Origin of the sequence: Rhizobium sp. Leaf453 (genome assembly GCF_001425605.1) — a bacterium.
Lineage (GTDB): Bacteria > Pseudomonadota > Alphaproteobacteria > Rhizobiales > Rhizobiaceae > Pararhizobium.
In genome coordinates this window covers 183,892-190,380 of record NZ_LMRG01000005.1, presented here as the reverse complement: position 1 = coordinate 190,380, position 6,489 = coordinate 183,892, and the positions used below count along the sequence as shown (strand labels likewise).

The following is a 6,489-nucleotide window of genomic DNA, read 5'->3' as shown; positions in this document are numbered from 1 at the left end:
TTCGTGGACGCGCATACTTGGGTAGAAGCGTAAGGCGTTTTTGAAGGTCTTCGTTTCTGAACGTCATACCAGCAAGATCGTCGTCGAAAAGGCGAATGCCGAGAACGGTACATGCCTCAAAGGCAAGGCCCAGTTCCACCTTGGGATCTCCTTGTTCAAGCCGCTGAAGAGTTCCGCGTGTTATGCCGAGCCGGCCGGCAAGCTCCTGCGCCGTCATCTTGCGAGATTTACGTTCAAGCTGGATCATACTTCCCAGCACGCTAACCGCAGCAATCGTATATCGAGCATAGCTCTGTTTCTTCGTGGCCGGCATTGGTCGATCCATCAATCATATAGCGACAATATGCGCTATGCATCGAGCTAGTACAAACACTTTCGCAATGTTCACTAATGGAAGATGCATCGAACACATTCGAGCTATATGCACCATGCATCGAACAAAAACTTTCACTAAAGATATTAGGGCGTCGTCGTGACGGATTGCTCGCGAGCTCCAGCCAACACCCTCACGCCTTGATAGGAATCGAACAGCTGGGCTTCGACCAATCCAGCTAAGCCTCTGATTTTAAATAATGCTACCCGACATAAGCATCTAGTGATGGCATCCAGTCTGCAACGGTTTCCCGACCAGACGCAGCAGGCGTTCAAAAAACAACTCAACGCCTGCAACATCGAAGGCTACTAACGGGTGAGGCTTCCCGCAACCAGTACGGCAGTTGCAGGAAGCCAGCGGCGTTTTACTTCGCGACCTTGCGATCAAGGAAGCTTCGAATGAGCGGCGCCATCTCATCCAGCTTGTCTTCGAGCGCGAAATGTCCCGTGTCCACAAGATGGAACTCAGCCTCAGGAAGATCGCGCAGATAGGGATGCGCGCCTTCTTCAGGGAAGATCTGGTCGTTCTTGCCCCAGACGATCAGCGTCGGCGGCTTGCGGTCGCGGAAGAAGGCCTGGAACTGCGGATAAAGAGGCAGGTTGGTGCGGTAGTCGTAGAACAGGTCGAGCTGGATATCCTTGTTGCCAGGCCGATCGAGCAAAGCCTGATCATGGACCCAGTTGTCGGGGCTGATGCGCGTCAAGTCCTTGACACCATCGGTATACTGGAACTTGGTCGTTTCGGGTGCCACGAGTACCGAGAGCGCTTCCCGGTCCTTTGTCGCGCCCGACTTCCAGTAGGCGCGGATCGGATTCCAGAAATCGCGAATGCCTTCGTCATAGGCATTGCCGTTCTGGACGATGAGGCCGGTGACGCGGTCCGGGTACTTGAGCGCCAGCCGGTAGCCGACAGGTGCGCCATAATCCATGACATACATGGAATATTTGGCGGCGCCGAGCTTGGACAGCAGCGTATCAACGATATCGGTATAGTGGCTGAAGGAATATTCGAATTTGGTGTGCTCGGGCGCATCGCTCTGGCCGAAGCCCGGATAGTCAGGGGCGATGACGCGGTAGCGGTCTGCGAGCAACGGGATCAGGTTGCGAAACATGTGGGACGATGTCGGAAAGCCGTGAAGCAGCACGAGGACGGGGCCGTCGGCCGGGCCGGCTTCACGATAGAAAACGTTGACCCCATCGATTTTCATGGAGCGATAATGGACCGTTGCAGGCGCCTGCTGAGTGATCACCGTTGTTTCGGCGAAGGCTGTCGCGGCTGGAGCGGAAGCAGAGATGCTGGCGGATGCGAGAAGCAGTGCGGCGAGAGTACGAGACATTGTGGTTCTCCTCAGGAGTGATTGCGGGCGGCTTGTTGCCTGCAGCCACCATCGCTCTTTCGGCCTGGAGGGAGAATGCTCGTACTCGACAAGGGATTATTTCATCAGGTGATATAAATGCGATGGAATGGACATGCCAAAAGCAACCTGATCGCCGACTATTTGACTCTGGAAAGCCAACTATCAATTCAAAAGCCGGTTCTCGCGTAGTCTGGATGCAGCCATATCGACGAAGGCACGGACCTTTGCTGGAGCATGCCGTCCTTCAGGATGGAGTATATGAATTGGCAAAGCTGGTTCCTCGAACTCGCTGAGAACGATCTGGAGTTCTCCAGCGACGAGGGCTGGGCCGATCTGGTAATTGAGAACCCTGGTCAGACCCCATCCCTCACGCGCGGACTGTATCGCTGCTTCGTTGGTATTGCATTGCAGAGCCGCATCCACGGATACCCGCAGATCGCTGGCAAACTTCCATTCAGGTGAAGCCCATGCCGCTGTCGATGCAGCGATGCGGTGGTCTTTGAGATCGTCTGGCGATTTCGGAACGCCGTAGCGCTCGAAATACTTTGGCGAACCGCACATGACGCGCCGGACACTTCCGACCTTGACGGCAGAGAGATTTGAATCCGGGAGATGGCCGATACGCACAGCGACATCGATCCCTTCCTCCACGATGTTTACCGGTCGATCAATGAAAAGCGTCTTGGCTTTCATCGTCGAATGTGTGTCGAGATAGCTCGTCACGATCGGGAGGACGTACATCTGCCCGAACAGCGCTGACGCGGTTATGGAGAGAGTTCCCGTCGGCGTAGCATAGGAGCCGCCGGCGGCGGCCTCTGCTTCAGCGATATCGGCCAAAATCCGGCGGCAGTCTTCGAAATAACGAACGCCCGCTTCGGTCATCTTCACCGAGCGGGTGGTTCGCACAAGAAGTCGCGCGCCAATCAGGTCTTCGAGCGAAGCAACCGCTCTCGTGACGGCCGGGGCGCTCATGAACATCTGGCGAGCGGTGTCTGCGAAGCTCTCTGTTTCGGCGACCTTCACAAAGATCCTCATTGCCTGCCACCGGTCCATCCGCGTCCCCAATCACGTTTGTTTCCAGCACCTTAAGTGCTTGGAACCGAAGCCTCAAGAGGCAACGCATGTTCAGGCGGCCTGCGCACGAAGAGAAAGCGCGAGGCGTTCTATTTCCTCGCAGGTTTCCTCGGAAATGCCAGCGCGTATTGCGCGCTGGCGCGTTTCGCGACAGGCATTCAAAGCAAGTGATACGGCGATCGATGTATTGAAGTCGAAGCTTGAACCGCGCCTTGCCACATCCATCTCGGCGCCGGTCATCCCGAGGGCACGACCGGCTTCTTCTTGTTTGGCAAGTAGACGCTTGTTCGCATTCGTTCCTGTGAGGGCCAGTTCTATTGAAAGTCTTGCCCGTGGATCCATTGACGAGCCGACCATTGTTCATCTCCTCGGGTTAGGCCTTAAAAGCCGAAGTCGCTGAGGCCGGGGTGGTCGTCGGGCCGGCGGCCCAGCGGCCAACGGAACTTGCGATCGGCTTCAGCAATCGGGTGTTCGTTGATGCTGGCATGACGTTCCCGCATCAGGCCATCCTCGGCGAATTCCCAGTTCTCGTTGCCATAGGCGCGGAACCACTGGCCGCTGTCATCGCGATATTCATAGGCATACCGGACGGCGATACGATTGCCGGTGAAAGCCCAGAGTTCCTTGATGAGGCGATAGTCGAGCTCCTTGTTCCACTTGCGGGTCAGGAAGGCCTCTGCCTCGGCGCGGCTCTTCGCGAACTCGGCGCGGTTGCGCCAGCGCGTATCGAGCGTGTAGGCAAGCGCGACCTTTGCAGCATCGCGACTATTCCAGCCATCTTCGGCAAGGCGGACCTTTTCGATGGCACTCTCTCTGGTGAATGGGGGAAGCGGCGGACGAGACATGGAAAAATTCCTCTGAGGTTGATGGTCAATCGTAGGGGGGAGGCGGTACGTCCAGCACCGCCTCCAGGCCAGGCATCACGCAGCCGCGCGATCGATGCGGGGAAAATCGATCTCTGTGTCGAGGGCCTCATTCACATAGTTCGTGAAGGTGTTGAGGGCGACATGGGCAATGATCTCGACGATTTCCGCGTCGCTGTAGCCTGCATCGCGAACCTTGGCGATTTCCGCTGGCGCAACGGACCCGCGAGCCATTGTCAGTGCCCGGGTAAATTCGACGGCAGCCGCCGCCTTGGGATCGTTAGACGTGCCGTTTCGGTTGGCAGCAATTTCGCTTTCGTCAAGTTTGGCGAACTTTGTGCCCGTGAAGGTGTGCGCCGAGAGGCAGTAGTCACAACCGTTGGCTTCAGCCATGGCGAGCGCGATGCGTTCGCGGGTGGCCGGCGGCAGCTTGCCCTTGCCGAGTGCGCCCTGGAGCGAGGTCAGGCCCGTCAACGCGGCGGGGCTATTGGACACCAGCCGGAAGATGTTCGGAACGGAGCCGATCTGCTTCTGGATGGTCTCGAGGATCGGACGGGACGCTTCCGGAGCTTCTTCGATGGTGGCCGGGGTAGGAATGCGTGACATTGTAATCTCCTTTTTCGGTTGAGAGAGACGTTGCTCTCTTGAGATTGAATATGATCGGGTGGCGTAATTTGCTGAAGATCGAAAGGAAACAAGGGACTGTTGCGCTGGACGCAGCAATCGCCGCTTACACAGCAAGCTGCAGGCCGCCTTCCTGTTCGGCTGGAACGGCGCAGCAGAGCAGCACTTCGTCGGCGTCGATCTTCGCGGTGGGCTGCTTGACATAAGCGACGGCACCTTTGACGAGCTTCGTCCGGCACGTCCCGCAATTGCCTTCGCGGCAACTGAATTCGGGCTCGAGGCCGCGTGCTTCTGCGAGTTCCAGGAGAGTGCCGGAGCCAGATGTCCACCGTGCTTCTTTCAGGGAATTCGTGAACACGACGGGCACGGGTTTTTCGGACGGCTGCAAGGCAGAAGGCACGACTGCTGGTGTGGGTTGCCCCGTGCGGATCAGCGACGACGGACCGAAGGCTTCAGCCTGGATGCGATCATCAGCAATGTTGAGGGCCCGCAGCCCGTCGTAGAGGTCTTGCGTGAATTGTGCGGGGCCACAGAGATAGAAATCATAGTCGTTGAAGGGGAGGAACCGCGTCAGCATCGCCATATCGATCCGACCTGCGGCGTCGTAATCCCTGCCCTCTTCAGCATCCGTGGTGTCGCTAAGGACCCTGATCAAGCGCACGGCGCCCTTGGTAGCACCAATAAGGTCGGCAATCTCTTTGTCGAACGGCCGCTCAGCTTTGGTGCGGGATGCGTATAACAGCGTGACGGAACGGACCCGCTGCTTGCGTAGCCCTTCATAAACAACATGACGGAGCATCGCCAGCAGCGGCGTGATGCCGATGCCACCTGCAAGAAGAACCGCCGGACGTGTGGCGTGGGCGTCAATGCCGAAGCCGCCGGCAGGCGCGCGCGCCTCGATGACATCGCCGACGGCAGCATTATCATGCAAGAACTGCGATACCCGACCGTCTCGCTTGACGCTGATGCGGTAGATAGCGTCGGAGGGTGCGACCGAGAGTGTGTAGGTGCGGATGACCGGCTTTTCTTCATCGGGCAGCTTTACGCGTATAGGGAGATGCTGACCCGCCCTATGGGGGAGCAGCCCGGCGCCATCGCCGGGCTGCAGATGGAAAGACTTGATCGTCGCGCTTTCATCGACAATCGCGGTGACGGTCATTGGCCGCCAGCTTGTGGCAAGCTCTGTCGCACGGAGACGGTCGACCGCTTGGCTCCAGCTGCCTGTCATCAGGGAGCTCGGCGACCAGCCGTCCTTCTGAAACGCCCATCTTAGAGCCAGAGCATTGCGGCGACGAATGATACGTGTCGGCTTGAATGTCCAGAACCGCTCCGCGCCCTGGAAGGCGGCGATCTCGGGGGAGTCGAATATGATTTCGGCCTTCCCCGTCATCTGCAGCACGTCGCCCGTTGCGAAATCCACGAACAGAAGTCCTGCCTTTCCGTTCAGCAGGATGTTGCCAAGCGTCGCGAAGAAGAGATTCCCATCAAAGTCGGGGATCGTCAGGACGCCGTCGTCACCGATGCGGACGAATCCTGCGTTCCCGCCGCGGTGGGATACGTCCACTTGGCGCCGGTCCTCGCGATCGACGTAAGACGCAACGAAGAACGCATCGGCTTCCTGGATGATCGTGCGTGCCTGATCATCGAGCACAGGCAGTTCTTCCACCTTACCCTGGAACGGTCTTCCCGGCTGCCGCTCGAACGCGAAGTCTCGCAGCTGAATGTAACGCGGGCAGTTTCCGAAACTCTGGTCCACATCGACGCGGAAACCGCCCTCTATCGTCGAGACAAAACCGTTCATGCGGTTGCGGCGACGTGTTTGCATCTCGATGCCGAGGAGGCCGATCGGCAAGCCGTCGGCCATTCCTTCGCTCGCCGGATCGCTCGGATCGCGGTTTGCGAGAATGTTCAGGACGACAGGCGAAGGCGACGACATAAACCTTGGCTGGCCTTCGACAAAGGTAGCCCAGGCATCACCGGCTTGATCGACGCTGCTAAGGACGATGAACGGCAGTTGCGCATAAAAGTCGCGATGCTGGTCCGGCATGAAATCGCGAACGACACGCTGACCGACTGCGGCCATGCGTTCCTTTACGCCGAGCTTTTCCTGGATAAAGGTCTCGCCTTCATGCCACGTCGGCAGTTTTGTGAGGGTCATGGACATCTGCGTTCTCCAGGGGAAAGAGGCGAAGGGCGCG

The 6,489-nt window shown here is 58.1% G+C and carries 7 protein-coding genes; all 7 read right to left on the bottom strand.

All coding sequences use genetic code 11. The features are described 5' to 3' along the window. Window positions 1–313 (bottom strand): helix-turn-helix transcriptional regulator (locus ASG68_RS30365; protein ID WP_082553979.1); only part of this gene is annotated, 313 nt, incomplete at its 3' end. 424 nt (window positions 314–737) lie between these two features. Continuing rightward, window positions 738–1,709, bottom strand: a complete 972-nt coding sequence (locus tag ASG68_RS08710; RefSeq protein ID WP_062609466.1) for an alpha/beta fold hydrolase — start codon at window positions 1,707–1,709, stop codon at window positions 738–740. 183 nt (window positions 1,710–1,892) lie between these two features. Then, a complete protein-coding gene (locus ASG68_RS08705; RefSeq protein ID WP_062609464.1) occupies window positions 1,893–2,783 on the bottom strand; it encodes a LysR family transcriptional regulator in 891 nt (296 codons plus the stop codon). A 72-nt stretch (window positions 2,784–2,855) separates the two neighbouring features. Next, window positions 2,856–3,161: a hypothetical protein gene (locus ASG68_RS08700; protein ID WP_062609462.1), complete on the bottom strand. Its 306-nt coding sequence runs from the start codon at window positions 3,159–3,161 to the stop codon at window positions 2,856–2,858. Window positions 3,162–3,184: 23 nt separating this feature from the next. Beyond that, window positions 3,185–3,649: a DUF1348 family protein gene (locus tag ASG68_RS08695; RefSeq protein WP_062609460.1), complete on the bottom strand. Its 465-nt coding sequence runs from the start codon at window positions 3,647–3,649 to the stop codon at window positions 3,185–3,187. Window positions 3,650–3,724: 75 nt separating this feature from the next. After that, window positions 3,725–4,273 carry a carboxymuconolactone decarboxylase family protein gene (locus ASG68_RS08690; protein ID WP_062609458.1) on the bottom strand — a complete coding sequence of 183 codons (549 nt, stop codon included), beginning with the start codon at window positions 4,271–4,273 and terminating at the stop codon, window positions 3,725–3,727. Between the two features lie 124 nt (window positions 4,274–4,397). Further along, window positions 4,398–6,455: a pyridoxamine 5'-phosphate oxidase family protein gene (locus ASG68_RS08685; protein WP_062609456.1), complete on the bottom strand. Its 2,058-nt coding sequence runs from the start codon at window positions 6,453–6,455 to the stop codon at window positions 4,398–4,400. Between the last annotated feature and the right edge of the window lie 34 nt (window positions 6,456–6,489).